This is a genomic window from Pseudooceanicola aestuariicola, from assembly GCF_045763785.1.
Taxonomy (GTDB): Bacteria; Pseudomonadota; Alphaproteobacteria; order Rhodobacterales; family Rhodobacteraceae; genus Pseudooceanicola.
In genome coordinates, this window is sequence record NZ_JBJGSF010000019.1 from 1 (window position 1) to 2,911 (window position 2,911).

Sequence of the window (2,911 nt, forward strand, 5' to 3'; positions counted from 1 at the left end):
AATGGTGCCCCCACACGGTTGGTGTTTGGGTTGTGGTCCCGTTGCAGGCATCGCCACAGCTTGTAGCTCCAGTAGAACAAGGGGTAGCTGAAGGTACGTCCTTGGGTCAACAGGCACCAGATGGTCTACGCTGTGGTCTACGGCTGAGGCTTTGCGCGGCAGAAGCGACGGAGACCCACTGCTACGCCCCGCCACCTCCTTCTTTGTTGTCAGCTCCCTTGCATCAGGGTCTTGTCCGGGCCCGCGAAGGCGAGGCCGATGATGGTGAGCATGAATGGCAGCTCGTTGAGGGCGACCCTATTCGCTTCTAGGAGCTGCCCTGCGTGATCCTTGGTTGCTACGACCACGGTGTCGCCGTCTTCTTCTCGGTAGACCTCGTTGACCAGTGAGGGCGTCTTCTGCCGTAGCAGGGTTTGGACTTCCTCGGTCATTGGCGTCGTGGTCTTCATTCTTGTCTCGATGAGCATGTGTCGTTTCTTTCTCGAACGTGTGTTGTGTCTGTTGTGATGGTGGAGCCGCCCCCCCCTTTCGAACCCCATGGGGGGAAGCGACGGTTTCGGTACGTATTGGAAGGCGCTCAGATATTTGCGCCGTAATTAGTCCGGGGTGTAGGCAGTTTCTGCGTCGGGGTCTGGAGGGAAGGCAGACACAATCCACTGGAGGCCCTTGTGCTTCTTCCCGCCGATGACAGCTTCAGCTTCTTCAAGGCCCCGTTCGGCGATGGCCTCTTGGAACTCAGCCTTGTAGGTGACCGTCTTCCGGAAGTTTGTTCGGTTCGCGATTCCGACAGCCTGCATCAACTGCTTGTAAGGGATGAACTCTAAGAGGTCGCCGTCACGCCAGAGAACTTCGTCCAAGTAGTCGATGACCTTCTTCACATTGCCCTTTAGCTTGTTGGGCAGCGGCTTCCATGACCGCAGCTGGCATCCGGGGAAGAGATCGGGGAGGAGCTTTGGGATACCAGACCGCTGCGACGCGATGATGTAGGCGTTACATGGCTTGCAGCGACCATCCGGACCGACCCCGCGAACGCAGCCACGGCATAGAGCCTGCAGAATCGCATCAGCCGCCTCACCTCGCTCCAGCGCTCTCCTTGCCGCCAGAGGCACCCTGTCCTCCTCACTGAACCCCGCTGCCATCCGATATCGGCTCTCGTAAGTGGCCTCTGGCAGGAAGTACGTTCCAGCAAGGATCACGTTGCTGACGTGCGCGAAGGCATTAGTTCCGTGGTGGTCGCCCCAGTGTATGAGATGGACACGACGCATTACGTCTTCACTCAGGAACTCTGCTAGCTCCTCTCGGAAGGTAGGCTTCGACCGATCCTTGTGGTGAATGATCAACCATTCCTCTTCAGATCTTCCAAGGACAGCTTGGGCGACGCTGCGCACCATCTCTTTGGCTTCGTCTCGCTCAAACGAATGCCTGCCACCTCCGCGCTTCCATAGGTTGATCGTAAGGTTGCCATAGTCCTTGCAAACCTCTTTGAGGCGGACGAGGCAGCCTCTGTGCTTCTCCATGAGCCTGTAGGTGTGGCGGCACCTGCCGGAGGCATCGAGGACGACCATGGGGGCGAGGTCATTGGGGATTGTGTCTCGGTAGTCGAGCATCGTCTTGACTTGGCCTTGGGCGCGGACTCTGACCCGCCCTCCCGCAAAGCTCATGATGGCCCCGGCGACGCTCCGTACATCCTCGCTGTAGGCCGAGTCTTGCTTGGCGATCAGGTTGAGTGCCGACCACGCCTGACGACCTCCCAACTCTGCCATATCGGGCACACGGAGGAGCTTGCCGGATTGGGTGTCCCCAAGGCTGTTCTGTAGCCCTTGGATAGCCTCAGCCAAAGCTTCACATCTGCAAGACATCGCGGCGGAGACAAGACCTCCCAGATGGCCATGCGACACAGCGATCTCTTCGCCGGGAAGGAAGGCCTCATCCCAGATAAGGACCTGCCTCGGCTGCCCTCGATAGTGGAAGGCCATGGCGTCCCTGAAGCGACCACCCCGACAGCGATGCTTGATCATCTGTTGGGTCGTGATCAGGATACGAGCCTCACTCGGAGCGACATCACTCAGAGAGGCCACCTCGACCGCGTCCTTCCCGACAAGGACCGCAACCTGCTGAGGGTCGACATCAAGCTCATTGTACAGCTTCTCGACCTCGCCAAGACGAGACACACAGACCAAGACCGAGACGTCCTGGTAGTTGGGCGACCTCAGGAGATGTTGCAGGAAGTGCTTCGTCATCGTGGTCTTACCAAGACCGGGGTCGAGGGAGGCTAGGTGGACCTGAGGCGGCAATGTACCGTCGGCCATAGAGGCCATAGCTGTAGCTAGGCTACGAAGACCCTCCTTCATCTTGTCAGTCAGGGTTAGGCCATACTGCTTCAACTCGGCGTGGACCGAGTACAGGGTCTTGTCGACGAGACAGGTCGAGGAGGAGGTCTTGGGGGGTATGTTATCGGTATAGGTAGTCTCCATAGTCGTACCCATCAGAAGATGAGACGCAGGAAGAGACAGCCCAGACGCGTTACACGTTGAGGTCATTGTATATGGGTCTTTCTATTGGAGGTCGTGGATCAGCGATCTCCTCACAACGAGGAGGCCGATCAGGTCACCATCAAGTCCAGCTTATCAGCAGAAGTTTTTGGTTCGTGGAATGGTGGCACTAAAATGGTCACGGCCTTCCATGATGCGGTCGCATAGGCGGAGGTGAGCGTGGCCACTTAAGTATCCAGCAACAACCTAAGACCCAGTAACCACTACATTCTAAACGTTATCGAAAGTGTACCCGTCAGACGTGAGCAGAAGACACACCACGAAGCAGGACGCCAACAATCGTCTGATGTTTGGCTCAGCGATGTTCTCCTTGAAGCTAAGGGGCGAAAACTGTCAGTCGCTGCAAGTGAAACCAAGGT

2 protein-coding genes are annotated in these 2,911 nt (G+C 57.4%); both read right to left on the reverse strand.

Going from position 1 to position 2,911, the window contains the following annotated elements; all coding sequences use genetic code 11:
• Window positions 1-209: 209 nt before the first annotated feature.
• On the reverse strand, window positions 210-467 hold the full coding sequence (locus ACI3GR_RS20065; RefSeq protein ID WP_407497032.1) for a hypothetical protein: 258 nt from the start codon (window positions 465-467) through the stop codon (window positions 210-212).
• A 129-nt stretch (window positions 468-596) separates the two neighbouring features.
• Window positions 597-2,474, reverse strand: coding sequence for a DEAD/DEAH box helicase family protein (locus tag ACI3GR_RS20070; RefSeq protein WP_407497033.1), 1,878 nt, complete (start codon window positions 2,472-2,474; stop codon window positions 597-599).
• Window positions 2,475-2,911: the final 437 nt, after the last annotated feature.